The sequence below is a fragment of the Streptomyces sp. cg36 genome (assembly GCF_041080675.1).
Lineage (GTDB): Bacteria > Actinomycetota > Actinomycetes > Streptomycetales > Streptomycetaceae > Streptomyces.
Window position 1 is genome coordinate 4,467,546 of record NZ_CP163520.1, and the last position, 24,646, is coordinate 4,492,191.

A 24,646-nucleotide genomic window follows, 5' to 3' on the forward strand; every position below is an offset into this window, starting at 1 on the left:
CGTCCCCGTCCGTACGTCCGTACGTACGTCATGGGACCAGACTACGAGCGGCGTGCCCGGGCAGCCGCCGCCTCGCGTCCGCAGGCGTACGCCAGCGGGCTGATCAGCTCTTCCGCGTCCGGCAGCCAGCGGTTGGCGGGGGTGGGGCGGCAGGCCCACTGCACCGCGCCGTGGCCGCCGATACGGGTGGGGGGCGCCGCCACGTAGTCGCCCTCGCCGCGGGTGATGAGGTCGATGGACGCGGCCGTCCAGCCGAGTTTGCGCACCAGGTCGGGGACCTTCGCGCCGGCGCCCGGCAGCACGAAGAACAGCATGCGGCGGTCCGGGGTGCAGGTCACCGGGCCGAGCGTCAGCTCCATGCGCTCCATCCGGGCCAGCGCCAGGAACCCGGCGGACTCGGGGACGTCGATGGCGTCGAACGTGCGTCCCGTGGGCAGCAGGATGGAAGCCTTGGGCTGCTTGGACCACAGACGGCGCGCGGCGACCGCGCTCCCCGTGGCCTGGGTCGCCCAGTCCGGCCGGGAGGGGTGCGCGCCCGGAGCCGGGCAGGCGGTGTTGCCGCACGAGCAGTGCTCCCCGCCCTCGGCCGCCTCCAGCCAAGTACCGGGGAACACGTCCCAGTGCCGCTCTTCCGCGTACCGCACCGCGCTGTCGAGGAGCTGGTCGCCGCGCTGCTTGGGGATCTGTGCGGCTTCCGTGCCTGTGATGGTCTCTTCCACGCAGAACTCAACTCCCGCCGCCACCTCGGGTTACGGGCGCGCGCCGGGCGGCGCGGGAGCATCGATCCTGCATCCGGGGCGCATGGGTGCATGGACGGGGGCGCGCGTGCGGTCGCGCCTCTCGTTGCGGGTAGCCACAAGCGGGGGGCTATGGAGAAGGGGGCAATCCAGCGGTCGTCACAGCTTCCTGCGCTTTCCTCCGCTTCTTCCGCATTCTCTGCCTTTTCGCAGGGCAGTGATCACAGGAGTGATCGACTGCCGCCATCAGGGGGTTCACATGGCAGCCAGGCCTCTAGTCGCGCGCCAGCCCAATGAACGGCTGCAAGCGCTCATCCAGGAAGCCGGGTGCTCCAACGCGGGACTCGCCCGGCGCGTCAACATGGTCGGCGCGGAGCGCGGACTGGATCTTCGATACGACAAGACGTCGGTGGCGCGCTGGCTGCGGGGCCAGCAGCCCCGGGGCCGGGCGCCGGGCATCATCGCGGAGGCGCTGGGCCGCAAGCTCGGGCGCACCGTGACGATCGACGAGATCGGCATGGCCAACGGCAAGAACCTGGCGTCGGGGGTGGGGCTCCAGTTCTCGCCCACCGTGCTCGGCGCCATCGAGCAGGTCTGCGAGCTGTGGCGCAGCGACGTCGGGCGGCGGGACTTCCTGACCGGCTCCACCGTCGCCGCCTCCGCGCTCGTCGAGCCGAGCCGCGACTGGCTGATCACCGGCGCGGACGCGCAGGTCGCGCGGAACGCGGGGCAGCGGGTCGGGGTCGCGGACGTCGACGCGGTCCGGGCCATGACCCAGGCGCTGGTCGAACTCGACCACCGGTTCGGGTCCGGGCACGTACGGCCGGTCGTCGTCCACTACCTCAACAGCGTGGTGTCCGGGCTGCTCGCCGGGTCCTACCGGGAGACCGTCGGCCGCCAGCTGTTCGCGGCGGTGGCGCGGCTGACCGAACTCGCGGGCTACATGGCCGTCGACACCGGCCAGCCCGGGCTCGCCCAGCGCTACTACATCCAGGCGCTGCGGCTCGCCCAGGCGGCGGGCGACCGGGGGTACGGCGGGTACGTGCTGGCCGCCTCCATGAGCCACCTCGCCGCCCAGCTCGGCAACCCGCGCGAGATCGCCCAACTCGCCCGGGCCGCGCAGGAAGGCGCGCGCGGGCGGGTCACGCCCCGGGCCGAGGCGATGTTCTTCGCCGCCGAGGCGCGCGGGCACGCGCTGCTCGGTGACGCGCGCACCTGCCAGACCGTGGCGGGGCGGGCGCTGGCCGCGATGGAGGCGGCGTCGGCCGAGTCCGGCGACGACCCGTCGTGGATCGCCCACTTCGACCACGCCTACCTCGCCGACGAACTCGCCCACTGCCACCGGGACCTGGGGCAGCCCGAGGCGGCGGCCCGGCGCGCCGAGGAGTCCCTGGCGGGGCACCCCGAGTCGCGGGCGCGGCGCCGGGCCATCGGGCTGATCCTGCTGGCGACGGCGCAGGTGCAGCAGCGGGAGGTGGAGGAGGCGTGCGCGACGGGGGCGCGGGCGGTGGACCTCCTCGCGACCCTCCGCACCAATCGGGGGGCGGACTATCTCGACGATCTCCAGCAGCGGTTGGAGCCGTATGCGGAGGAGCCGGCGGTGCGGGAATTCGGCGCGAGGCTGGAGGTCCAGGCGGCCTAGACCCCCCGGGGTGTTCCCCGGGCCCCCCTCGGGCCCGGGCCGTCGCCCGCCCGCGGGTTGTGGCGGGTTGCTCGCGCCGTTCCTCGCGCCCCTTTTTGGGCCGGTGCTTTGGCTGCGGGTTGGTGGGGGCTGGTCGCGCCGTTCCTCGCGCCCCTTTTTGGGCCGGTGCTTTGGCTGCGGGTTGTGGTGGCTGCTCGCGCCGTTCCCCGCGCCCCTTTTCAGGCCGGTGTTCGGCTGCGGGTTGGTGGGGGCTGGTCGCGCCGTTCCTCGCGCCCCTTTTTGGGCCGGTGGTCGCTTCTCGCGCTGGTCCTCGCGCCCCTGGAAACCCTCGTTCGGCTGCGGGTTGGGGTGGGTTGCTCGCGCTGTTCCCCGCGCCTCCTGACAAGCCCCGTCCATGGGCCGGTTGGGGTGGGTTGCTCGCGGCGTTCCTCGCGCCCCTGACAAGCCCCCGGCCCTCTGCGGGGCGTGGTGGGCAGGGCGTGGTGCCTTGTGGGGCCGGGGTTCGTGGGGGTTGGGGGGCGTGGCAGTGCGGGGGGAGTAACCGGTAGCGTGGCGGGGATTCCGTAGTCCCACGTGTAGGAGTCCCGGTGACGCAGAGCCGACAGGGTGACGAGCCGCAGCTGCCCGCTGTACGGCCCGCACACGAGGGCGTCGTGCTGCCCGCCGACGGATCCACCCCCTGGCCCCCCGCCCCCGCCGCCGCCCCCTCGGGCGCCGCGCCCTGGGGGCAGCCGTGGGGGCCGGAGCAGCAGGGCTGGGCGCAGCCGCTGCCGGCCGAGAGCGGGGAGGCGACGCAGTACATCGCCCCCGTCCCGGCGGGCCCGGGCGCCGAGGAGACGCAGTACCTGACGTCGGCCCCGCTCCCGCCGGGCGCGGGTGAGGCCACGCGGTTCATCGCCCCGGTGACCGGCTCGGAGGCCACGCAGTACCTCGCGCCCGTCCCCGGCGCCTCGGACGCGACGCAGTTCATCGCCCCCGTGCCGGGCGCCTCGGACGCCACCCAGTTCATCGCCCCCGTGCCCGCGGCCCCGCCGGGCGCGCTGCCGCCGGAGACGCACGGGGCCGAGGCCACCCGGTACCTGCCGCCCGTCCCGGCGGACCCCGCCCCGGCCGCCGCCCCGCAGGACGTCCCGTACGGCATACGCCCGGGCGGCCCCGAGGAGCGGCAGCCGCCCGCCGAGTTCGACAGCCTCTTCCGCACCGACGGAGGGGCGGGCGCCCAACGGGGCGCGGAGTCCAGCCAGTTGCCGCGCTTCACGCAGACCCCTTCCGTACAGGTCCAGGTGCAGGCGCCCCCGCAGGCCCCGCAGCAGTACCAGACGCCCCCGCCCCCGGCGGGCCCGCAGGCGTACGACTCGTACGACGACGAGCCGCCCCGCCGCTCCCGCCTCGGCCTCATCGCGGGCGTCGGGGTCGCCCTCGCCGTCGTCGGGCTCGGGGCCGGGTATCTGATCAGCCAGGGCGGCGGGGACGGCGGCGGGGCGAAGAAGGACGACAACGCGCCCATCGCCGCCACCAGTCCGACCACCGGCGGCGGGGACGCCAAGCCCGCCGACGACCCGGCGAAGGCGCAGGCCGTCGAGCTCGACAAGCTGCTCGCGGACAGCAACAACAGCCGGGACGCGGTGATCGGCGCGGTCGCCGACATCCGGGGCTGCGACAAGCTGGACGCCGCCGCCTCGACCCTGCGCGACGCCGCCCGCCAGCGCGGCGAGCTGGTCACCCGGCTGCAGAAGGTCGCCGTGGACAAGCTGCCCGACCACGCGAAGCTGACGGCCGAACTCACCAAGGCGTGGCAGGCGTCGGCCGCCGCCGACAACCACTACGCCACCTGGGCCGACCAGTCCGGCAAGGGCAAGGGCTGCAAGCACGGCCACGCCCGCCGTACGCCGGAGGCCGCCCAGGGCGACCGCTCCAGCGGCGAGGCGACGCTCGCCAAGCAGCACGCGGCCGGGCTGTGGAACGCCGTCGCCGGCAAGTACGGCCTGACCAAGCGCTCGGCCGCCCAGCTCTGAGCGGCGGCGGGGGACCCGGGGCGGGACCTCGGCCCAGGAGCCTCAGCCCAGCGCCGAGGCGTCCTCCATCGTGGAGCTCACATCGGTGAAGCCGGGCTTGGCCGAGGTCAGCCGGCCGTCCTTGACGACCTGGAAGGTCACGTCCCGGTTGACGATCCGGGGGAAGTCGGGCGCGGCCAGCATGTCGTCGAACTTCCAGCGCAGCGCGGGGGTGAGCCCGCCGGTGTCCACGGTGAGCCCCTTGTTCAGCGCGCGCACCAGGTCGTGCGGGGCGATCTTGTCCTGGTGGAGCGACTCGACGACCTTCTTCAGGACGGTGCAGGCGATCCAGGTCGTCTGCACCCCCGGGTCCGCCGCGTCGATGGTGTCGTCCCGGAACGCCTGTTCCCGGATGACCTCGCGCATCGGCCCCCAGTGCGGATCGGTCGCCTCCGGGTACCAGCCGGTGATGTACGCGCCCTCGAACGGGCCGTCCGCGCCGCCGGTGCGGTTGACCAGCGGCTGGCCGACCGAGCCGATCACCGAGGCGATCTGCACCTTCTGGCCGTCGCTCTCCACGCGCCGGAACGAGTCGAAGAACGTCTCGGTGCGGTCGCCCAGCACCGCCGTGACGCACCCCTTGCGGGCCCGGTCGGCCGCCGCCTTCCGGCCGATCCGGCCGGGCTCGTCCGGTCCCGCCCCGGCCCCGACGAGCGCGGCCTGCGCCTGCGGGGTGTAGTCGCCGGCGTCGTCGGTGGTGCGGATGTCGACGGTGGGCTTGCGGTGCCCGGCGGTGAGGCCGGAGTTGAGCAGGACGGGCAGGTTGTCGCCGGAGACGGTGTCGGGGCGGACCAGCGAGACCCGCTCGCACCACACGGCGAGCTGCTTGCCGGTGCCCGCGAGGAGCGTGGCCTGGCCGCCGTTGACGGGGTAGGAGAGGGCGCTGGTGAACTCCTCGTCGGCGACTCCGTACCCGCCTATGTACGGGATCCCGGCGGCTTCCAGGGGGGCCATGAAGGCGCGGCCGTACTGGCTGTACGAGCCGATCACGGCGACCGCGTTCTCCTTCACCGCGCGCCGGGCGCACTCGGCGGCGCCGGTGGCGGTGTTGTGCTCGTTGCAGGTGAGGACCTGGAGCTTGTGGCCGTCGATGCCGCCGTGGGAGTTGACCCAGCGCGCGTACGCCTCGGTCATCGACGGCATTCCGGGCATGTTGGTCGAGCGGGTGCCCTCGGGGGCCCAGGTCATCACGGTGACGGGCTCCCTGGAGCCCCCCGCGACTCCAGGGACCGCGCCGCAGCCGGAGACCAGCGAGGCTCCGACCGCCGTGCACGCGGCGACCAGTGCGGCCGTCGCGGAGTGGAAGGGGCGGGAGGAGGAGGAGCTACGCCATCCGGTCATGTCCCTGCACAATTCCGCCCCACGGGTAACGCGCCGGTGAGCGGGTACCAACAGTGGGTGACGTCCAGGTGAATTACCGGCAGGGCAGGGGGCCCGGGACCGGTGCCCGGAGGGGGAACGTACGATCGAATGCGTGCAGCAAGGTTCAGCCAGCTCTTCCCGTCGCGGCCGTCGCTCCTCCACCATGGGCGGCATGCCGTTGAATGACATGCCTTGGTGGCGCTGGCGCGCGAACGTGCGGTCCGCGCTGCACATGCTCTCCGACGAGACCTTCCACCACGAGGTGTGGCTGGCGGGACGGGAGGGGTACGGGGACATCACCGACGCGGTCTACCGGCTGGTGGAGGACACCTGGCTGGACAACTGGTCGGCCGAGAAGTACGTCGGCACGGTCTTCCGCGACTCCGGCGAGGCCGCCCTGGTGGACGTGGCGGTGCTGCGGGTGCTGCGGATCATGCACCAGGTGGGCGCGGACGCCCCGATATCGGCCTTCCTGGACCACCACGGCTGGCCCGAGGCGGTCCGGGCGGCGCGCGAGGCGCACGTACGGCTCGCGACCGCCGACGCGGACGACCCGGACGCACAGCCGCGCTCCCTCGAAGTCCTGCGCATCCTGACCCGCGCCGCCTAGGCGCCGCGCGGCCGTGGGGCGGTCCACGCCGTGGTCCGCATCCTGAGCGGTGACCGGCGGGACCGGCCGCTTGTGGCATCCTGCCTGGATGACTGACCAGTACGTCCTCACGCTCTCCTGCCCGGACAAACAGGGCATCGTGCACGCCGTGTCGAGCTATCTCTTCATCACCGGCTGCAACATCGAGGACAGTCAGCAGTTCGGAGACCGTGACTCCGGCCTCTTCTTCATGCGCGTCCACTTCTCGGCCGAGGCCCCGGTGACCGTGGACAAGCTGCGCGCCAGCTTCGCCGCCGTCGGCGACTCGTACCAGATGGACTGGCAGATCCACCGCGCCGACGAGCGCATGCGGATCGTGCTGATGGTCTCCAAGTTCGGCCACTGCCTCAACGACCTGCTGTTCCGCTCCAAGATCGGCGCGCTGCCGGTGGAGATCGCGGCCGTCGTCTCCAACCACACGGACTTCGCCGAGCTCGTCGGGTCGTACGGGATCCCCTTCCGGCACATCCCCGTCACCAAGGACACCAAGGCGGCGGCCGAGGCCGAGCTGCTCGACCTGGTCCGGGCCGAGGGCGTCGAGCTCGTCGTGCTCGCCCGCTACATGCAGGTGCTCTCCGACGACCTCTGCAAGGAGCTGAGCGGGCGGATCATCAACATCCACCACTCGTTCCTGCCGAGCTTCAAGGGCGCCAAGCCGTACCACCAGGCCCACACGCGCGGGGTGAAGCTGATCGGCGCCACCGCCCACTACGTGACGGCGGACCTCGACGAGGGCCCGATCATCGAGCAGGAGGTCGAGCGCGTCGGCCACCAGGTCACCCCGGACCAGCTGGTCGCGGTCGGCCGGGACGTGGAGTGCCAGGCGCTGGCGCGCGCGGTGAAGTGGCACGCCGAGCACCGGATCCTGCTCAACGGCCGCCGCACGGTCGTCTTCGCCTGAGCCCTGAGCCCTCCTCAGCCCTGAGCCCTCAGCCCTGAGCCCTCAGCCCTGAGCCCTCAGCCCGGCTCCTGGCTCAGGGCCGAGCCGGCCGCGCGGATCACAGTCTGCTCAGCGACGCCGCCGCGAAGAGGACGTCGCGGACCGCCTCCCGGTCGCCGATGCGGCCCGCCGCCGTGTCCTCCGGCGGGATGTGCCCGGCCGCCAGGCGGCAGAACTCCACCCCGTCCAGGGCGATGTGGGCCACCTGGTGGTCCGGGGAGCCGACGGCGGCCGGGGAGTCCAGCGCGATGTACCAGTCGCCGCCGCCCACGCCCTCGATCTCCAGCCGCAGCGAACGGCCCGGCGCGCCCGCCGTGACCAGGCCGCGCGCGGGCGGCGCGAGGCCCGCACGGCGCCGGGCGGCCAGCGCGTCCGGGAGGATCCGGGCCGCGAGGTCGATCATCTTGTGCAGATGGGCGCCGGACGGCGGGTCGTACGGATAGTCCACCGCGTCCGCGATGTCGCCCGCGTGGATCCAGCACTCGAAGGCCCGGTCGAGCAGCGCGTCGCGCAGCGGCAGCGCGAACTCCCCGTACGACACGTCGAGTTCGGCGACCCCGCGGCCCGCGAACGACACCGTGCGGATCAGTGAGTGGCTCTGCTCGCGCCACGGTTCGCGCACCGCCCGCGTCAGCGGATAGCGGGTGGAGGTCCACAGCGCCTCGGTCCGCGCGGTCGGGCCCGCCGGGCGGCCGTCGCCGCTCGGGTCGTCCAGGCCGAGGGCGGTGGCGACCAGCCCGTCCACCGCCAGCAGATGGCCGATCACCCCGGCCACCGTGGTGCGGCGGCTCACCTGGCGCTCGTCCTCGAACCACTTCAGCCGCACCGGCGCGTGCCACTCCGCGTCGCCGAAGTCGTTGAGCAGCGCGTCCAGGCGGGCGGTCTCGGCGTCGTAGGGCGTGGCCCAGGCCGGTACCGGGATGCGGGCGGGGCGCCTGCCCAGACAGTTCTCCAGCACCCGGGAGCGCAGCAGCGGGTCCAGGTCGAGGCTGCGGTCGGTGTGCAGCAGCGCCACCGCGTCCCGCAGCCGCAACGCTTCTTCCGCGCAGGGCGCGCACTCGGTGAGGTGCGCCTCGACCGCCTCGGTCTCCTCGGCCGAGCACGCGGTCAGCGCCCACGCGCCGAGCAGCGACTTCAGCACGGCGTGCGTGCGCTCCACGGGTTCGGGGCGCGGGGGCCGGGGTTCACGCTGTCCGGGCACGGCGGCCGGGAGCTCCTCGATGTCGTCGGCCGCCCGGCGCGGGGGCGGTATGCGCGGGGTGCCGTTCTCGTCGTCCGGCAGGGCCGGGTCCTGCTCGGCGGGCCCGCTCACCGGGCACGTCCGTAACCGGGCGGCGAGGAGCCCTCGGCCGGGCGGGTGTTGGCGGTGGCCAGCAGCTGGAGTCCCAGGCGCAGTCTGCGCCGGGCCTCGTCCTCGCTGATGGCGAGGTCGGCGGCGGCCTGCCGGTAGTCGCGGCGCTGGTGGTAGGCCAGCTCCAGGGCCTGGCGCAGGGGTGCGGGCATGGAGGTGACGATGTAGTCGGCGCGGGCGGCCGCGGTGGCCCGCCGCACCTTCGCCTCCAGTTCCTCGGTGGAGCCGCCGCCGTGCTCCGCGTACTGCGCGGCCTCGGCCTGGCGCAGCCGCAGTACGGCCTGGCGCTGGGTGAGCTTGGCGACCCAGGAGCGCATGGAGCCCTGCTTGGGGTCGTAGGCGTCGGGGTTCTCCCACACGTATCCGAACACCTCGCGCGTGATCTGGTCGGCGGCGGAGTCGTCACCCAGGACCCGGTGGGCCAGGCTGTGGACCAGGGAGGCGAATCTGTCGTACAGCTCGCCGAGCGCCGCCGCCTCGCCGCGCGCGAGTCGCTGCTGCATCCTCCGGTCCCAGCGAGGTGGTGCGTCCTTCGCCATGCGGCTCCCCAAACCGTGTGCTTGCGCTCTGTACCCCGTGTACGAATTTGTGCCTTTTGTCTGAACCTCTGTGTACTCGTGTCCCTTCGAATGTAGTGCGCCCGGCCGGAAAGAAGCGCTCCTTTGCGGCAAGTGCGCCCCCGAGGGGTCCGCCCGTGGTAGGGCGGAAGGGTTTCGTCCGGTGCCGGTCGGGAAGGCGCGCGGACGATGGGCGGGGGCCGACGGCACAGAGAGGTACCGGACGCGTGACGCTGGTGGTGAGCGAGGCCGAGCTGGGCGGATGGGCCGTGGTGCACGTCCGCGGCGAACTTGATCTGGTGACGTCACCCCAGGTCAGAAGGGTGATCCACGAGGCGGTGGCGGCTGGGCGGCACTATGTGGTGCTCGATCTGTCCGGAGTGCTGTTCTGTGACTCCAGTGGGGTGGGGGTGCTGATCGCCGCGCGGCGGCTGATCCGGTCCTGCCGGGGGCGGTTGCGGCTGATCCTGCCCGCGCGGGGGGCGGTGGAGGGGTCCCATGTCAACCGGGTGCTGGCGGCGCTGGGGGTTCGCCGGCTCTTCGAGGTGTACGGGGATGTGGAGGCGGCGTCCTCGGACGAAGCGGAACCCCTCTCGGCGTGAGCCTGCCCGCCCGCGACCCGTCCGTGGCTCCTCGCGCAGTTCCCCGCGCCCCTGAGATGCGGCCCTTCGGGCCGCCCCGGTGATGCCGCGCAGCGGCAAACAAGGGGCGCGGGGAACGGCGCGAGCAACCAGGTACGGTCCGCGGACGAGGGCGGGTTCAGGGGCGCGGGGAACTGCGCGATCAGCCCCGCACGGTCCGCAGTCGACCGGGGGTTCGGGGGCGCGGGGAACGGCGCGAGGAGCGATCACGGTTTGCGGACAGGGGCCGGGCGTTCAACCCCCGAACCTCTCCCGCAACTTGTACTTCAGCACCTTCCGCAACGCCTCATTACGAGGCAACCCCCCCACCACCTCCAACTGCTCCGGCAGCTTGTGCACGGAGAGCCCCGCCGCGCGGAGGTGCCGGGTGACCGCCGCGAGGGTCAACTCCTCGCTCCCCGGCCGCTGTTCGACCACCGCGCACACCCGCTCCCCCCGCTCCGGATCCGGCAGCCCGATCACCGCCGCGTCGGCGACCCCGGGATGCCGGTGCAGCAGGTCCTCGATCTCCTTCGCCGAGATGTTCTCGCCCTTGCGGATGATGATGTCCTTGATCCGCCCGGTCAGCACCAGATGCCCGGAGGCGGTCAGATGCCCGACGTCACCGGTGATCAGGAACCCCTCCGCGTCGAACGCCGCCGCAGTCTGCGCCGGATCCAGGTACCCCCGGCACACCGCCTCGCCCCGCAGCCGCACCTCGCCGTCGACGATGCGTATCTCCATGCCCTCGGGCGGCCGTCCCTCGGTGGTGGCCAGGTTCTCGGGGGTGTCGTCGGGCGAGCCCATCGTGATCATCGGGACCTCGGTCATCCCGTACCCGTGGCTGAGCGCGCACCCCATCTCCCGCACCACCGCGTGGTACAGCTCGGGCGGCTTCGGCGCGCCCCCGCCGGCCAGCAGCCGCAGCGTGGGCAGGACCGGTTCGCCGGGCCGCTTGCGCTGCTCGGCGAGGAACATCGAGTAGAACGCGGTGGATCCACCCGCCACCGTCACCCCGTGCCGCCGGTAGGCGGCGAGCGACTCCGGCAGCGCGAAGTGCTCGACCAGCACGGCCGGGAAGCCGTAGAGGAGGAGCATCACGGTGTAGTCGGGCCCGCCGATGTGGGCGTACGGGAACGCGATCGAGCCCACGTCGTCCGCCGTCAGGCGCAGGGCGTGGGCGAGGCAGGAGCCGCCCGCGATGAGCGAGCGGTCGGTGTGGAGCACGCCCTTGGGGTCGGAGGTGGTGCCGGAGGTCCAGTAGATCCAGCGGACCGCCGTGCCGTCGGAGGGCGGGGGCGGCAGGACGGCCGGATCGCCCTCGGGCAGCCTCTCGTACGCCTCGAAGACGCCCTTCGCGCCGAGCCGCCGCGCCATCGCGGTGTGGTCGAAGCCGCGCCACACCCCGGGTACGGCGAAGAAGTCGGCGCCCGACTCCCGTAGCGCGAAGCCCACTTCGTGGTCCCGGTAGTAGGGGATCACCGGCGACTGCACCGCGCCGAGCCGGGCCAGGGCGAAGGAGAGCAGGACGGTCTCGATCCGGGTGGGCAGCTGCCAGGCGACCACGGTGCCGGGCCGCACCCCCATCCCGTACAGCCCCGCCGCGACCCGCTCGGCCCGGTCCCGCAGCCCGCCGAAGGTGAGGGAGCGGTCGTCCTGGAGCAGGACGGGCCGGTCGGGGGTGCGTTCGGCGCGGCGGGCGGCCAGCTCCCAGAGGGTGGGCGCGGCGCCCAGTGCGTGTGCGGTGTCGTTCACTTCGGCCCCCAGTGGCTCCCCGGTGACACTTGGAACTGACGGGTAGTCAGATACGGCCAGAGCGTAGGCCGCACCGCCTTGTCGGTCCAGGGGTGCGGGGCTAGCCTGATTTCTGACGGGGCATCAGATCTCAGCCGGGCGGAGGCCCATCCATGACGGAACTGCCGCGCATCGTCAGCGTCGACGACCATGTGATCGAACCGGCCCACCTCTTCGAGACCTGGCTCCCGGCGAAGTACCGCGAGCGCGGCCCGCGCCCGCTCACCGCCGGAATCGGCGAACTGGCCTACGTCGGCGGCAAGTACCGCATCACCATGGACCCGGACGGCCCGCCGACCGACTGGTGGATCTACGAGGACCTGAAGTTCCCGTACAAGCGCAACATCGCCGCAGTCGGTTTCTCCCGGGACGAGATGACGCTCGACGGCATCACGCGGGAGGAGATGCGGCGGGGGTGCTGGGATCCGCAGGCGAGGCTGGCGGACATGGACCTCAACCATGTCGAGGCGAGCCTGTGTTTCCCCACCTTTCCCCGGTTCTGCGGGCAGACCTTCGCCGAGGCGCGGGACAAGGAGGTGGCGCTGGCCTGTGTGCGGGCCTACAACGACTGGATGGTGGAGGAGTGGTGCGGCGACAGCGGCGGGCGCCTGATCCCGCTCTGCCTGATCCCGTTGTGGGACATCGGCCTCGCCGTCGCCGAGATCCGCCGCAACGCCGCACGCGGAGTACGGGCCGTCACGTTCTCCGAGATCCCCACCCACCTCGGTCTGCCGTCGATCCACTCCGGCCATTGGGATCCGTTCTTCGCGGTCTGCCAGGAGACGGGGACGGTGGTGAACATGCACATCGGGAGCAGCAGTCAGATGCCGGCCGCGAGTCCCGACGCGCCGCCGGCCGTGCAGGCGTCGCTCAGCTTCAACAACGCGATGGCGTCGATGATGGACTTCCTCTTCAGCGGGGTCCTGGTGAAGTTCCCGCGCCTGAAACTGGCGTACTCCGAGGGGCAGATGGGGTGGATCCCGTACGCCCTGGAGCGCGCCGACGACGTGTGGGAGGAGCACCGGGCCTGGGGCGGGGTCAAGGACCTGGTCCCCGAGCCGCCCTCCACCTACTACTACCGCCAGATCTTCTGCTGCTTCTTCCGCGACAAGCACGGCATCGCCTCGCTGGACGTCGTCGGCCGCGACAACGCCACCTTCGAGACCGACTATCCGCACGTCGACTCCACCTTCCCGCACACCAAGGAAGTCGCCCTCGACCACGTCAAGGGGCTCGACGACGAGACCGTCCACAAGCTGATGCGCGGCAACGCGATCCGGATGCTCGGCCTGGACCTGTAGTGGACCTGGCCAGCACTCCCGAGGAGGAGGAGTTCCGGGCCCGGCTCACCGAGTGGCTGGCGGGCGTGCTGCCCGCGCTGCCGCCCCGCCCCGACCCCCTGGACTGGCCGGGGCGGCGCGCCTACGACACCGGCTGGCAGCGCAGGCTGTACGACGCCGGGTACGCCCAGGTGCACTGGGACGCCTCGCCCGCCCGGCGGCTGATCTTCCTGGAGGAGACCGAGCGCGCGGGCGCCCCCTACGTCGGCGCCAACTTTGTGGGCCTGCTGCACGCGGGCCCCACCATCGCGGCCGAGGGCACCGCCGGGCAGCGGGACCGGTGGCTGGAGCCGGTGCTGCGCGGCGACGAGGTGTGGTGCCAGGGGTTCAGCGAACCGGACGCGGGCTCGGACCTGGCGTCCCTGCGCACCCGGGCGGTGCGCGACGGGGACGCGTACGTGGTCACCGGCGCCAAGATCTGGACCTCGCACGCCGAGATCGCCGACTGGTGCGAACTGCTGGTCCGCACCGACCCCGACGCGCCCCCGCACCGGGGCATCAGCTGGCTGGCCATGCCGATGGACGCGCCCGGCATCACCGTGCGCCCGCTGCGCACCCTCGCCGGGTCCGCCGAGTTCGCCCAGCTCTTCCTGGACGGGGTGCGGGTGCCGGTGGCCAACCGGGTGGGCGCCGAGAACGACGGCTGGCGGGTGACCATGGTGACCCTCTCCTACGAGCGGGGCACCGCCTTCGTCGGGGAGGTCGTCGCCTGCCGCCGGACGCTGGCCGAGGTGGCCCGGGAGTCCCGCAAGAACGGCAGCTGGGACGACCCGGTGCTCAGACGCCGACTCGGGGCGCTGCACGCCGAGTTCACCGCGCTGTGGCGGCTGATCCAGTGGAACGTGAGCGAGGCGGGCGCCACCGGGGTGCCCGGGGTCGGCGGCTCGGTCTTCAAGCTGCGCTACTCGCACGCCCGCCAGGACCTGTACGAGGCCGCCGCCGCCGTCCTCGGGCCCGACGCCCTCGACCTGGACCGGCCGTGGAGCCTGGACCGGCTCTCCTCCCTCTCGTACACCATCGCCGCCGGGACCTCCCAGATCCAGCGGAACATCGTCGCCGAGCGGATCCTCGGCCTGCCGAAGGAACCCCGCTGATGCACTTCCAACTCACCTCAGAGCAAAGGGACTTGCGCGACTCGATCCGTACGCTGCTGGCCCGGCGGTTCGGGCGCGAGGCGCTGTGGGCGGCCGTCGGGGGCGGCGGGCTCGACCGGGAGCTGTGGCGCGCGCTGGGGGCGGCCGGGTTCTTCGCGCTGCGGCTGCCCGAGGAGGCCGGGGGCGTGGGGCTCGGGCTGCCCGAGGCCGTGCTCGTCTTCGAGGAGGCGGGCCGCGCGCTGCTGCCCGGCCCGCTGGTCGCCACCCATCTGGCGGCCGGGTACGTCGGGGGCGCCGCCGAGGGCGAGACGGTGGTGACCGCGCCCGACGGGGGGCTGGTGGAGTGGCTGGCGGCGGCGGACGTCGTACGGGGCGAGGTGACCGGCGCCGAGCCGATCCGGTCGGTGGACCCGCTGACACCGCTGCACCGGGTGGCGCGGGGGAGCGCGGACGGCGGCTTCGAGGCGGCCCTGCTCACCGCCGCCGAGCAGCTCGGCAGCGCGGGCCGCAGCACCGCGACGGCCGTGCAACACGCTCGGGAGCGCATCCAGTTCGGGCGGCCGATCGGCGCCTTCCAGGCGGTCAAGCACCTGTGCGCCGGGATGCTGGTGCGCACCGAGGTGGCCCGGGTCGCCGTGTACGCGGCGGCGGTCACCGGTGACCCGGTGGAGATCGCGGGCGCCAAGCTGCTGGCCGACGAGGCGGCGGTGGAGTGCGCCCGGGACTGCCTCCAGGTGCACGGGGGCATGGGCTTCACCTGGGAGGCGGAGGTCCACCTCCATCTGAAGCGGGCCTGGCTGCGGCGCGAGCGGTGGCTGCCGACGGCCCGCGCCCTGGAGCTCCAGGCGGCCGCGCTGGCGGAGGCGCCGTAGCTGTCCGGCGGGCCGGACGCGCGCGGCCCGCCCGCACTCTGACGCGGCGTTGGCCGAAGCATGATGAAGCGTCACCGAGCGTCGATATCGGGTTGTGTCCTTCGCCGGACTCGTCACGTCCCGGAGTCGGGGCCGCCCTCGGGTACCCTCCGTGGGGTGCGATCCCCCAGGCATCCTGCGTGCCCCTGTTCGACCCCCCGCAATGTGCGTCGCACAGTATGCACTACGCGTACTCCTTCGCGCTGGAATATGCCTGAAGCGCTTGTTGCGGTGACTGTACGTCAACCATGCTGTCTCGTACGGAAATCACGTTCCGTGAGCTCGTCGAGGCGCGAGGCGATGTGTCCGCCGGTTCGGATGGTGTGAGCGGTGCAGGTGCTTCAGGTTCAGTTGGAGGTCGGAGCCGACCCCGCCGAGGTGGGGCGCGCTCGCAGATGGGCCCGTTCGCGGCTCGCCGGGTGCGGGATACGGCTCGATGAGCCCCTCGCCGAGACGCTGATCCTGCTGATCTCGGAGCTCGTCACCAACGCGGTCGTGCACACCGGCTGTCCGGCCGTGCTGCGGATGCTGTTCGGGCCCGTCGGCGGACCGGCCGACAGCGGCACGGTCCGGGTCGAGGTGGCCGACAAGAGCGCGTGCGCCCCCAAGCCGCGCCACGCCGACGGCGACGACACCAACGGCCGTGGTCTGGAGCTGGTCGACGGCCTCGCCGACCGCTGGGGCTGGCAGCCCGAGGGCGCCGGCAAGTCGATCTGGTGCGAGGTCGACCGGGGCTGCGGGGTCGAAGGAGTCTGCGAAGCCGACCGGGGCGCGCCGGAGCTCACGGGCGGGGCGTTCGAGCCGGGCGCGTATGAGCCGTCGTGCGCCGTCACAAATCGGGTGTAACGGTCATAGCCTTCACTAGGTGTTGACGCGCCGTGTTGCCCTGATCACCCTTGGATGAGCGATTCGTCGCGAGGGGACGCCGAGGGCGCGGACTGGCCTCGGTCCGTTGCGGGCCGGTCCTGGCTCTCCTCGGCGAGTGCGGGTCGTGGCGCGACGCCGGCTCAGGGCAAGGCTCCCTTCAGGGCATGGGGAGCAGGGCGGGCACGTCGTGCCGGGTGGCGGCCGCCGTGCCGTGCTCGGGGTGCGCATGACGCGCCGCCACCCGTGATGCGAGCGGACCGGGAGGACCCTCGACCCCGGAGTGGCCCCGGCTCTTCGCGGCCCCGGTCTCCGAGTGGGCCCGGCCCCGGCGAGACCCCGCCCCGCGACTCCGTCTCGCTCCCGGATCTTCAGAAGACCGCCACCGGCGCGACCGGGGTGCCCGTCGCCCCCACGAACGGCTCGGGCATCGCCGACAGCAGGAACGCGTACCGCCGCTCTTGCGCACAGGCTGTGGACAACTCCTCCAGATTCCAGTTCTGCCCCTGGAGCATCCCCATCTCCACCAGGTCCAGGGCGTGCACCGGCAGCCACAGGTCCTCGATCTCCGGCGGGAAGATCTCGAAGGTCAGGGTGTCATTGGCGACGGCCGCCACGTCGCGCGCGTGGAACCACTCGGGCGTACGGACCGACAGGCCCGGCGACGGAAAGCCGTACGCGTGCTTGTCGCCGCCCAGGCAGAGCTGGATCTGCCCCGTGCGCACGAGGACGACGTCGCCTGCGCCGACCGTGACCCCGCCCAGCTCCTCGGCCGCCGCCAGGTCCTCCGGGGTGACCGCGTGGCCGCCGGGCAGCCGGTCCACGCCGTGGGCGCGCGCCACGTCGAGCAGCACCCCGCGCGAGAGGAGGTGGCGGGGTTTGTCGATGCCGCTGAACTCGGCGCCGCCGTGGGCGGTGATGGTGGCGGCGGGGCGGCCGTTGTAGATCCGGCCCGAGTGCGAGACGTGGGTGAGGGCGTCCCAGTGGGTGGCCGCCTGGAGGCCGAACGTCACGGCGTCGTCGCTGGTCGCGACCGTACCCGGGCCGAAGAGCTCCTGGTTGATCTGGACCATGGTGTGCAGCGGGTTGATCCGGCCCGGGATGAGTCCGGTCTGCACCCCGTTCTGTTCCAGGGGGAGGGCGAGCGGGACGCGGTGGCCGGTGCGGACGGTGGCGGCGGCGCGGCGCACCACGTCGTCGGTGATCAGGTTGAGCGTCCCGATCTCGTCGTCGGCCCCCCAGCGCCCCCAGTTGTTGACGCGCTCGGCGATCTCGTGGAACTCGGCTGGCAGTGTCATCTATCCGGCCCTCCCCGGGTCTTGTCTTCTCGCGGCCGACGGGTCATAAAATCTAACGGTCCGTCAGAAACCGCGGGAAGGGGCCGGGCGTGGGGAACTTCTTGGCAGGCAAAGTGGTCGCCGTGACCGGCGCGGGCCGGGGCATCGGCCGCGCGGTCGCGCGGGCCGCGGCGGCGGCGGGCGCCAAGGTCGTCGTCAACGACTACGGCGTCTCGATCGAGGGCGCGGCACCCAGCAGCGAGATCGCGGACGCGGTGGTCAAGGAGATCGCCGCGGCGGGCGGCGAGGCGGTCGCCGTCGCCGACGACGTGTCCACGATGGCGGGCGGCCAGCGCATCGTCGACACCGCGCTGGCCCGGTGGGGGCGGATCGACGGGGTGGTGTGCGTGGCGGGCATCCTGCGCGAGCGGATGCTCTTCAACATGACCGAGGAGGAGTGGGACCCGGTCGTCGCCACCCACCTCAAGGGCACGTTCACCGTGTTCCGGGCGGCGTCGGCGGTCATGCGCAAGCAGGGCTCCGGCACGCTGATCGGCTTCACCAGCGGCAACCACCAGGGCAGTGTGGCGCAGGCCAACTACAGCGCGGCGAAGGGCGGGATCATCTCGCTCGTCCGCAGCGCGGCGCTCGGGCTGCACAAGTACGGGGTCACGGCCAACGCGGTCGCGCCCGTCGCGCGTACCCGGATGTCCGCGAACGTGCCCATGGAGCTCAAGGAGATCGGTGAGCCCGAGGACGTGGCGGCGTTCGTCGTCTACCTCCTCAGCGAGGCCGCCCGCGACGCGGGCGTCACCGGTCAGGTGTACACGGTCGCGGGCCCCAAGATCGCCGTCTGGGCCCAGCCGAGGGAGTTGCGGGCGGCGTACGCGGAGGGGGGCGCGTGGACGCCCGAGCGGTTGGCCGAGGTGGTGCCGGGGGTGGTGGGGGTGGACCCGATGCCGCTGCTGGAACGCCTGGAGGAAATGTCCCGAGCGGCGTCCTCGGGGGCGCGGCCGAACGGATAGCGACGACGGACGGCCGAGTGCGGGCCGGTGGGGCCTGGTCGCGCAGTTCCCCGCGCCCCTTTTTGGCCCGGTCTTGGTCCGCGGGCCGGTGGGGGCTGCTCGCGCAGTCCCCCGCGCCCCTGATCGGGCCGGTCTTTGTCCGCGGACCGTGCTGGGTTGCTCGCGCAGTTCCCCGCGCCCCTTGAATGCGCCCCTGCGGGGCGCCCCTTCAGGGGCGCGGGGAACTGCGCGAGGAGCGGGCACGGTCCGCAGATGAACGAGGTTTTTGAGGGGCGCGGGGAACTGCGCGAGCAACCCAGTACAGCCCGCAGACGAACGAACCGCCCCACCTGGGGGCGCGGGGAACTGCGCGACAAGCCCGCCACGGTCCGCAGGCGGACCTCCCGCCCCCGGAGGGTTGAGGGAAGGGGCGGGGCGGGGGACACGACGACACGTGGGAGGGTGCAGTGGAGTTCGGATTCTCCGTGCAGGACGACGCGTTCCGGACGGAAGCCAGGCAGTGGCTGGCCACGAACCGGCCCGACCCCACGGCCACCCCCAGAACCTGGGAACACACCCTCGGCACCGCAGGCTGGATCGGCCTCGGCTGGCCCGAGACGTACGGCAACCGCCGAGCCACCCTCACCCAACAGGTCATCTGGGCCGAGGAGTACAGCCGCAGCCAGGCCCCGCCCCGCCTGGGCCACATGGGCGAGAACCTCCTGGCCCCCACCCTCATCCAATTCGGCACCCCCGCCCAGAAGTCCCGCTTCCTGCCCCCCGTGGCCCGAGGAGAGGAGCTCTGGTGCCAGGGCTACAGCGAGCCGGGCGCGGGCTCGGACCTGGCCGCGGTCCGCACCGCCGCCACCCGGGACGCGGACGGAAGCTACCGCGTCACGGGCCAGAAGATCTGGACGTCGCTGGCCCAGGACGCCGACTGGTGCTTCGTGCTGGCCCGCACCGAACCCGGCTCGCACCGCCACCACGGCCTCTCGTTCCTCCTCGTACCGATGGACCGGCCGGGCGTGGAGGTGCGCCCGATCCGGCAGCTGACGGGGACGAGCGAGTTCAACGAGGTGTTCTTCGACGGCGCCCGCGCCGACCGCGACCACGTGGTCGGCGGCGAGGGCAACGGCTGGCAGGTCGCGATGGGCCTGCTGGCGGTGGAGCGCGGGGTCTCCACCCTCGCCCAGCAGATCGGCTTCGAGCGCGAGCTGGAACAGGTGCTGGCGCGGGCCGCGGCGGGCGGGAACACCGATCCCCTGCTGCGCGCCCGCCTCGTCCGCCAGTGGGCCGAACTGCGCACCATGCGCTGGAACGCCCTGTGCACCCTGGGCGGTCCGGCCGGCGACCCGGCCGCCCCCAGCGTCGCCAAGCTGCTGTGGGGCGGCTGGCACCAGCGCCTGGGCGAGCTCGCGATGGCGGTGCGGGGCCCGGCCGCGACGGCCGGACCAGGCGACTGGAGCGAGCAGGACCCGTACGAACTCGACGAAGCGCAGCGCCAGTTCCTCTTCTCCCGGGCCGACACCATCTACGGCGGCTCGGACGAGATCCAGCGCACCATCATCGCCGAGCGCGTGCTCGGCCTGCCGAGGGAGGCCCGGGGCCAGTGAGAGGTGTTCTGTTCGACGGCGAGCACGTACGGGTGGTCGACGATCTGGAGGTGCGCGACCCGGGGCCGGGCGAGGTGCGGGTGGCGATCGCCGCCGCCGGGCTCTGCCACTCCGACCTCTCCGTCATCGACGGGACGATCCCCTTCCCCGTACCCGTGGTGCTGGGGCACGAGGGCGCGGGCGTCGTCGAGGCGGTCGGCACCGGGGTCACCCATGTCGCCCCGGGCGACCACGTGGCGCTCTCCACCCTCGCCAACTGCGGTGCCTGCGCCGACTGCGACCGGGGGCGGCCCACGATGTGCCGCCGGGCGATCGGCCGGCCGGGGCGCCCGTTCTCGCGGGCCGCCGGGCCGGTCCACCAGTTCGCGTCCAACTCGGCCTTCGCCGAACGCACGGTGGTCAAGGCCGTCCAGGCCGTGCGCATCCCCGCCGACCTGCCGCTGACCTCGGCCGCCCTGATCGGCTGCGCCGTCCTCACCGGGGTGGGCGCGGTCCTCAACCGGGCTCGGGTGGACCGGGGGGACACCGTCGTCGTCATCGGCACCGGCGGCATCGGCCTCAACGTCCTCCAGGGCGCCCGGATCGCGGGCGCGCGGACGATCGTGGCCGTCGACACCAATGCGGCGAAGGAGGACGCGGCCCGGCGGTTCGGCGCCACCCACTTCCTCGGCTCGCTCGACGGGGTGCGCGAGCTCCTGCCGACCGGCGCCGACCACGTCTTCGAGTGCGTCGGCCACGCCGGTCTGGTCCGCCAAGCCGTCGACCTGCTCGACCGGCACGGCCAGGCGGTCCTGCTGGGGATGCCCGCGCCGACGGCGGAGGCGGTGTTCGCGCCCGCGGCGATGTTCCTGGACAAGTCCATCCTGGGCTGCCGGTACGGGAGTTCGCGCCCGCAGTACGACATCCCGCGCTATGCCGAGCTGTACCGGTCCGGCGCGCTGCTCCTGGACGAGCTGGTGACCCGGACGTACCCCGTGGAGGACTTCGAGAAGGCGGTCGAGGACGCCCGGCGGGGGCGGGTGGCGCGGGGGGTGCTGACCTTCTGAGCGGGTCCGGGCGCCCCTGGCCGGGGCACCCGATTCTCGGTTGAGGCCACCCCCGGCCCCCGGGCTATGTTCCCCCCATGAGCTACCGCGACCTGGCCACGCGCCCCGTCCTGACCTGGGCACTCGTCACAGTCGGGGCGCGTGCCCCGGTCGCGATGGCGCCCCTGGCGATCGTCCTCATGGTCCGCGACCGCCCCGACGGCTACACGCTCGGCGCGGTGCTGGCGGCGGCGTACGTGGTGGGCGAGATCGTCGGCGCGCCCGTCCTCGGCATGCGGCTGAGCGCCGAGCGCGCGCGGCCCCATCTGGCGGCCGGACTCGCGGGCGGCGCCCTGGGGTTCGCGGGTCTCGGCCTCGCGCACGCGGCGCATCCGGTGGTGCTGGGCGCGTGCGCCTTCCTGGCCGGGGGAGCGCCCGCGGCCACCTCCGGCGGGCTGCGGGCGATGCTCGCCGCGCTGGTGCCCGAGCGGGCGGTGACGCAGGCGGTGAGCGCCGAGTCGACGCTGATATTCGGCATCTGGTCGGTGGCCCCGGCCGTCACCACCTGTCTGGCGCTGGGCGTCGACGCGTACCTGCCGATGCTGCTGGCCGCCGCCCTGATGGCGGCGGCCGTCGCGGGCCTGTGGGCGCTGCCCGTCGGCTGGCGGGCGGACACCGCCGACCGGGGCGGCGAGTCCATGCGCCGCGCGCTGTGGCGGGCCTGGCCGGTGTACGTGACCGGCGCGGCCGGGATCTCGCTGCTGGCGCTCGCCGAACTCGTGCTGCCCGCGCTCCTGGAGCAGCGCGGGATCGGGATCGGCTGGGCGGGTCCGCTGCTCGCCGGGTTCTCCGCCGGGTCGGCGGTGGGCGCGGTCGCGTACGGGCTGCGCTCCTGGCCGGGGCGGCTGCGGGCGCAGAGCCTGGTGCTGCTGCTCGCGGTCTCGGGGTGCGTGGTGCTGGTCGCGCTGGCGCCGGGCGCGGTCTGGCTCGCGGTGTTCCTGGTGCTCGCCGGGATCCTCCAGGCGGGCGCGATGCTCACCCGCAACCTGCTGCTGCGCCAGGTGCTCCCGCCGAGCGCGCTGGCCGCCGGCTACTCGGTGATGTACGCGGCGGTGGGCGCCGGTTACGCGGTCACCGGAAGCCTCTCCGGCACCCTGCTGCGCTGGGTCTCGCCCTCGACGGCGATTCTGGCGGGGGTGGGCGTGACCGTACTGCTCACGGTGATCGGCGCCGTACGGGAGCCGAGGGCGGCGGAGTCCGGGGCGGCGGAGTCCGGGGTCGCCGTGCCGCCGGGGGCCTCACCCCGCCCGGCCACCACCGGCACCGGCCGCGCCGGCGGCCCGGAAGGTGCGCCGGTAGACGGTCGGGGGGACACCGAGGGCGCTCTGTAGGGCCTGGCGCAGCGAGGTCGCGGTGCCGAACCCGGCGTCCCGCGCGATCCGGTCCACCGACAGGTCGCTCGATTCCAGCAGCTGCCGGGCCCGCTCCACGCGCTGGAGGGTGAGCCACTGGCCGGGGCTCATCCCCGTCTCCTCCCGGAACCGGCGGGTGAACGTCCGTACCGACATCGCCTCACGCTCCGCCAGGTCCCTCAGCTGGATGGGGTCTTCGAGCCGCTCCAGCGCCCAGCCGCGGGCGCCCGCCGTGGTCGCCACCTGCGGCTCGGGCAGCGGGCGCCGGATGTACTGCGCCTGTCCGCCGTCGCGGTGCGGCGGTACGACCGTGCGCCGCGCCACGTCGTTGGCGACCGAGGCCCCGTGGTCGCGGCGCACGATGTGCAGGCACAGGTCGATCCCGGCGGCGACCCCGGCCGAGGTCAGCACGTCCCCGTCGTCGACGAACAGCACGTCCGGGTCGACGGCGACGGCCGGGAAGAGCTCCTGGAAGTGCTCGGCGTGCGCCCAGTGCGTGGTGGCGGGCCGCCCGTCCAGGTATCCGGCGGCGGCCAGCACATAGCCCCCGGTGCAGATGGACACCATCCGCGTACCCGGCCGTACGTGCGCGAAGGCCCGCGCGAGCTCGTCCGTCAGCACCCCCTCCTCGTACACCGGCCCCAGCTCGTGCGAGGCGGGCACCACCACGGTGTCGGCCAGCGCCAGCGCCTCGGGCCCGTGCTCGACCAGGACGGCGAAGTCGGCGTCGGTCCGCACCGGGCCGGGCGCCCGCACCGAGCAGGTGGTGACCGTGTACAGCGCGGTCCGCGCGGCGTCGTCCCCGCGCGCCCGCCCGAAGATCCGCTGCGGGATGCCGAGTTCGAAGGGGAGCAGTCCGTCGAGGGCCAGGACGACGACGTGGTGGGGACGGGTCACGGGAGGCGCTCCCTTCGCGGGGGTGCGGGTGCGGGCACGGCGGGGCCGTCGGGCCGTCGCTCCACTGTACGTGGCCCGATCCCTGCGAACCATGACTATCTGGCCACTCGTCCGGACCGGAGCACTCCAGCAGTCTTGGCGCATGCCGCAGACAACCGACGCCGAAGCCCGGGGCGCGCACACCGCGCCCCCGGCCGCGCCCCGGCGCCCCCGCCGACTCCACCGCGCCTGGTTCGTCGCCGCCGTCACCTTCGTGACGATCATCGGCGCCGCCGCCTTCCGGTCGCTGCCGGGCCTGCTGATCGACCCGCTGCACGACGAGTTCGGCTGGTCGCGCGGGACGATCGGGGCGGCGGTCTCCGTGAACCTCGCGCTGTACGGACTCACCGCCCCCTTCGCCGCCGCGCTGATGGACCGGTACGGCATCCGCCGGATCGTCGCGGTCGCGCTCACCGTCATAGCCGGCGGGTCCGGGCTCACCGTCTTCATGCACTCCGCCTGGCAGCTGATGCTCTGCTGGGGCGTGCTGGTGGGCCTGGGCAGCGGGTCGATGGCGCTGGCCTTCGCCGCGACCGTCACCAACCGGTGGTTCACCGCCCGGCGCGGTCTGGTCACCGGCATCCTGACCGCCGCCTCCGCCTCCGGCCAGCTGATCTTCCTGCCGGTGCTCTCCTGGCTGGTGGAGCACCACGGCTGGCGCCCGGCCGCCGTCACGGTCGCGCTCGCGGCCCTCGCGGTGGTGCCGTTCGTCTGGCTGCTGCTGCGCGACCACCCGGCGGACGTGGGGCTCGCCCCGTACGGCTCGGAGCAGTACGTGGCGAAGCCCGCGCCCGTGCCCGGTGCGGCCGGGCGCGCGGTGAAGGTGCTGCTCTCGGCGGTGCGCACCGGGCCGTTCTGGCTGCTCGCGGGCACCTTCGCGATCTGCGGCGCCTCCACCAACGGCCTCATCCAGACCCACTTCGTGCCCGCCGCGCACGACCACGGCATGCCGGTGACGGCCGCCGCCGGACTGCTCGCCGTCATCGGCGTCTTCGACGTGGCCGGGACGATCTTCTCCGGCTGGCTCACCGACCGCTTCGCATCCCGCCGCCTGCTCGCCACGTACTACGCCCTGCGCGGCATCTCGCTGCTCTTCCTGCCGATGCTGCTCGCGCCCTCCGTCCATCCGCCGATGCTCTTCTTCATCGTCTTCTACGGCCTGGACTGGGTCGCCACCGTCCCGCCGACCCTCGCGCTCTGCCGCGAGCACTACGGCGAGGACAGCGCCATCGTCTTCGGCTGGGTGCTCGCCTCCCACCAGGTGGGCGCGGCGGTCGTCGCCTTCCTCGGCGGTCTGGCGCGCGACGCCTTCGGCTCGTACGACATGGTCTGGTACGGCTCGGGCGCGCTGTGCGCGGTGGCCGCGCTGATGGCCCTGGTGATCCGCCGCCCCGGCGCGGGCGCGGCGCCCCGCGTTTTGGCGGAACCCGCCGCCGCGTGATCCCCTCTCCCCGGGTGAGGGGG

At 73.5% G+C, this 24,646-nt stretch carries 21 protein-coding genes; 14 read left to right on the forward strand and 7 right to left on the reverse strand.

Annotation, left to right across the window (positions count from 1 at the left end; translation table 11 throughout):
- Positions 1–41: 41 nt before the first annotated feature.
- Positions 42–719 (reverse strand): bifunctional DNA primase/polymerase, encoded by a 678-nt coding sequence (locus AB5J87_RS19980; protein ID WP_369378223.1) that lies wholly within the window; start codon positions 717–719, stop codon positions 42–44.
- A 277-nt stretch (positions 720–996) separates the two neighbouring features.
- On the opposite strand from AB5J87_RS19980, the gene AB5J87_RS19985 reads away from it, so the two are divergent.
- Both AB5J87_RS19985 and AB5J87_RS19990 read left to right on the forward strand, forming a co-directional pair.
- Positions 997–2,379: a transcriptional regulator gene (locus tag AB5J87_RS19985; protein ID WP_369378224.1), complete on the forward strand. Its 1,383-nt coding sequence runs from the start codon at positions 997–999 to the stop codon at positions 2,377–2,379.
- Positions 2,380–2,966: 587 nt separating this feature from the next.
- Positions 2,967–4,394: a hypothetical protein gene (locus AB5J87_RS19990; protein ID WP_369378226.1), complete on the forward strand. Its 1,428-nt coding sequence runs from the start codon at positions 2,967–2,969 to the stop codon at positions 4,392–4,394.
- Positions 4,395–4,436: 42 nt separating this feature from the next.
- Here the strand turns inward: AB5J87_RS19990 and AB5J87_RS19995 are convergent, their stop codons facing one another.
- Positions 4,437–5,774, reverse strand: a complete 1,338-nt coding sequence (locus AB5J87_RS19995; protein WP_369378228.1) for an ABC transporter substrate-binding protein — start codon at positions 5,772–5,774, stop codon at positions 4,437–4,439.
- A gap of 184 nt (positions 5,775–5,958) precedes the next feature.
- Between AB5J87_RS19995 and AB5J87_RS20000 the strand changes: the two genes are divergently transcribed.
- Positions 5,959–6,405 (forward strand): hypothetical protein, encoded by a 447-nt coding sequence (locus AB5J87_RS20000; RefSeq protein WP_369383593.1) that lies wholly within the window; start codon positions 5,959–5,961, stop codon positions 6,403–6,405.
- Positions 6,406–6,493: 88 nt separating this feature from the next.
- Positions 6,494–7,345, forward strand: a complete 852-nt coding sequence (gene purU / locus AB5J87_RS20005; protein ID WP_369378230.1) for a formyltetrahydrofolate deformylase — start codon at positions 6,494–6,496, stop codon at positions 7,343–7,345.
- A 97-nt stretch (positions 7,346–7,442) separates the two neighbouring features.
- On the opposite strand, the gene AB5J87_RS20010 is transcribed toward purU, so the two are convergent.
- Both AB5J87_RS20010 and AB5J87_RS20015 read right to left on the reverse strand, forming a co-directional pair.
- Positions 7,443–8,696: a zf-HC2 domain-containing protein gene (locus tag AB5J87_RS20010; RefSeq protein WP_369378232.1), complete on the reverse strand. Its 1,254-nt coding sequence runs from the start codon at positions 8,694–8,696 to the stop codon at positions 7,443–7,445.
- Positions 8,693–9,274 carry a sigma-70 family RNA polymerase sigma factor gene (locus AB5J87_RS20015; protein ID WP_369378234.1) on the reverse strand — a complete coding sequence of 194 codons (582 nt, stop codon included), beginning with the start codon at positions 9,272–9,274 and terminating at the stop codon, positions 8,693–8,695. The genes AB5J87_RS20010 and AB5J87_RS20015 overlap by 4 nt, the downstream gene beginning before the upstream one ends.
- A gap of 245 nt (positions 9,275–9,519) precedes the next feature.
- Here AB5J87_RS20015 and AB5J87_RS20020 point away from each other — a divergent pair, with 245 nt between their 5' ends.
- Entirely contained in the window at positions 9,520–9,894 is a 375-nt protein-coding gene (locus tag AB5J87_RS20020; protein WP_369378237.1) for an STAS domain-containing protein, read from the forward strand.
- A gap of 273 nt (positions 9,895–10,167) precedes the next feature.
- Here the strand turns inward: AB5J87_RS20020 and AB5J87_RS20025 are convergent, their stop codons facing one another.
- Positions 10,168–11,667: a class I adenylate-forming enzyme family protein gene (locus tag AB5J87_RS20025; protein ID WP_369378238.1), complete on the reverse strand. Its 1,500-nt coding sequence runs from the start codon at positions 11,665–11,667 to the stop codon at positions 10,168–10,170.
- 152 nt (positions 11,668–11,819) lie between these two features.
- Between AB5J87_RS20025 and AB5J87_RS20030 the strand changes: the two genes are divergently transcribed.
- From AB5J87_RS20030 to AB5J87_RS20045, 4 genes are all read left to right on the forward strand, one after another.
- Positions 11,820–13,007 (forward strand): amidohydrolase family protein, encoded by a 1,188-nt coding sequence (locus AB5J87_RS20030; protein ID WP_369378240.1) that lies wholly within the window; start codon positions 11,820–11,822, stop codon positions 13,005–13,007.
- Positions 13,007–14,140 carry an acyl-CoA dehydrogenase family protein gene (locus tag AB5J87_RS20035; protein WP_369378242.1) on the forward strand — a complete coding sequence of 378 codons (1,134 nt, stop codon included), beginning with the start codon at positions 13,007–13,009 and terminating at the stop codon, positions 14,138–14,140. The genes AB5J87_RS20030 and AB5J87_RS20035 overlap by 1 nt, the downstream gene beginning before the upstream one ends.
- Entirely contained in the window at positions 14,140–15,012 is an 873-nt protein-coding gene (locus AB5J87_RS20040) for an acyl-CoA dehydrogenase family protein (RefSeq protein WP_369378245.1), read from the forward strand. Before AB5J87_RS20035 ends, AB5J87_RS20040 begins: the two co-directional genes overlap by 1 nt.
- Positions 15,013–15,381: 369 nt before the next feature.
- Positions 15,382–15,897 (forward strand): ATP-binding protein, encoded by a 516-nt coding sequence (locus AB5J87_RS20045; protein WP_369378247.1) that lies wholly within the window; start codon positions 15,382–15,384, stop codon positions 15,895–15,897.
- 389 nt (positions 15,898–16,286) lie between these two features.
- Here AB5J87_RS20045 and AB5J87_RS20050 read toward each other — a convergent pair whose 3' ends face one another.
- On the reverse strand, positions 16,287–17,213 hold the full coding sequence (locus tag AB5J87_RS20050) for a cyclase family protein (protein ID WP_369378248.1): 927 nt from the start codon (positions 17,211–17,213) through the stop codon (positions 16,287–16,289).
- Positions 17,214–17,302: 89 nt separating this feature from the next.
- On the opposite strand from AB5J87_RS20050, the gene AB5J87_RS20055 reads away from it, so the two are divergent.
- From AB5J87_RS20055 to AB5J87_RS20070, 4 genes are all read left to right on the forward strand, one after another.
- Positions 17,303–18,217, forward strand: a complete 915-nt coding sequence (locus AB5J87_RS20055; protein WP_369378250.1) for an SDR family oxidoreductase — start codon at positions 17,303–17,305, stop codon at positions 18,215–18,217.
- 446 nt (positions 18,218–18,663) lie between these two features.
- Positions 18,664–19,809: an acyl-CoA dehydrogenase family protein gene (locus tag AB5J87_RS20060; protein ID WP_369378252.1), complete on the forward strand. Its 1,146-nt coding sequence runs from the start codon at positions 18,664–18,666 to the stop codon at positions 19,807–19,809.
- Complete coding sequence (locus AB5J87_RS20065; RefSeq protein ID WP_369378254.1) at positions 19,806–20,855, forward strand: Zn-dependent alcohol dehydrogenase; 1,050 nt, start codon at positions 19,806–19,808, stop codon at positions 20,853–20,855. The genes AB5J87_RS20060 and AB5J87_RS20065 overlap by 4 nt, the downstream gene beginning before the upstream one ends.
- Positions 20,856–20,932: 77 nt before the next feature.
- Positions 20,933–22,225 carry an MFS transporter gene (locus AB5J87_RS20070; protein ID WP_369378255.1) on the forward strand — a complete coding sequence of 431 codons (1,293 nt, stop codon included), beginning with the start codon at positions 20,933–20,935 and terminating at the stop codon, positions 22,223–22,225.
- On the opposite strand, the gene AB5J87_RS20075 is transcribed toward AB5J87_RS20070, so the two are convergent.
- Complete coding sequence (locus AB5J87_RS20075; protein WP_369378258.1) at positions 22,133–23,143, reverse strand: GlxA family transcriptional regulator; 1,011 nt, start codon at positions 23,141–23,143, stop codon at positions 22,133–22,135. The two genes, AB5J87_RS20070 and AB5J87_RS20075, sit on opposite strands and share 93 nt — an antisense overlap.
- A gap of 142 nt (positions 23,144–23,285) precedes the next feature.
- Here AB5J87_RS20075 and AB5J87_RS20080 point away from each other — a divergent pair, with 142 nt between their 5' ends.
- Complete coding sequence (locus AB5J87_RS20080; protein ID WP_369378259.1) at positions 23,286–24,623, forward strand: MFS transporter; 1,338 nt, start codon at positions 23,286–23,288, stop codon at positions 24,621–24,623.
- Positions 24,624–24,646 lie beyond the last annotated feature (23 nt).

What these genes read in the sequence shown, in the direction of transcription:
- AB5J87_RS19985 (WP_369378224.1), top strand. Translation starts at nt 997, where the DNA reads ATGGCAGCCAGGCCTCTAGTCGCGCGCCAGCCCAATGAACGGCTGCAA.
- AB5J87_RS19995 (WP_369378228.1), bottom strand. Translation starts at nt 5,774, where the DNA reads ATGACCGGATGGCGTAGCTCCTCCTCCTCCCGCCCCTTCCACTCCGCG.
- AB5J87_RS20000 (WP_369383593.1), top strand. Translation starts at nt 5,959, where the DNA reads ATGGGCGGCATGCCGTTGAATGACATGCCTTGGTGGCGCTGGCGCGCG.
- purU (WP_369378230.1), top strand. Translation starts at nt 6,494, where the DNA reads ATGACTGACCAGTACGTCCTCACGCTCTCCTGCCCGGACAAACAGGGC.
- AB5J87_RS20015 (WP_369378234.1), bottom strand. Translation starts at nt 9,274, where the DNA reads ATGGCGAAGGACGCACCACCTCGCTGGGACCGGAGGATGCAGCAGCGA.
- AB5J87_RS20030 (WP_369378240.1), top strand. Translation starts at nt 11,820, where the DNA reads ATGACGGAACTGCCGCGCATCGTCAGCGTCGACGACCATGTGATCGAA.
- AB5J87_RS20040 (WP_369378245.1), top strand. Translation starts at nt 14,140, where the DNA reads ATGCACTTCCAACTCACCTCAGAGCAAAGGGACTTGCGCGACTCGATC.
- AB5J87_RS20050 (WP_369378248.1), bottom strand. Translation starts at nt 17,213, where the DNA reads ATGACACTGCCAGCCGAGTTCCACGAGATCGCCGAGCGCGTCAACAAC.
- AB5J87_RS20070 (WP_369378255.1), top strand. Translation starts at nt 20,933, where the DNA reads ATGAGCTACCGCGACCTGGCCACGCGCCCCGTCCTGACCTGGGCACTC.
- AB5J87_RS20080 (WP_369378259.1), top strand. Translation starts at nt 23,286, where the DNA reads ATGCCGCAGACAACCGACGCCGAAGCCCGGGGCGCGCACACCGCGCCC.